The 251-nt window shown below is 73.3% G+C and carries 1 protein-coding gene; it reads left to right on the plus strand.

What is annotated here, in order from left to right:
• Positions 1-251: NAD(P)/FAD-dependent oxidoreductase (locus SB764_RS42920; RefSeq protein WP_410867165.1), on the plus strand; the 251-nt coding region annotated here is incomplete at both ends.

Consider the following 251-nt stretch of genomic DNA (forward strand, 5'->3'; position numbering starts at 1 on the left):
CCGAGCCGCTCGCGCGCGACGCGTTCGGCATCGGCGAGCGGCTCGATCCAGCGCCGTGGCTCGGGATGCGGCCGTGCACGCCCGACATGCGGCCGGTGATCGGGCCGGCGCCGCGCCACCGTCATCTGTGGTTCGCGTTCGGTCATTGTCACCACGGGCTCACGCTCGGCCCCGCGAGCGGACGGCTGCTCGCCGAAATGATCACCGGCGCGCCGACCTACATCGATCCCCATCCGTACCGGCCCGCGCGT

The sequence above is a fragment of the Paraburkholderia sp. SIMBA_027 genome, assembly GCF_046535315.1.
GTDB lineage: Bacteria > Pseudomonadota > Gammaproteobacteria > Burkholderiales > Burkholderiaceae > Paraburkholderia > Paraburkholderia tropica.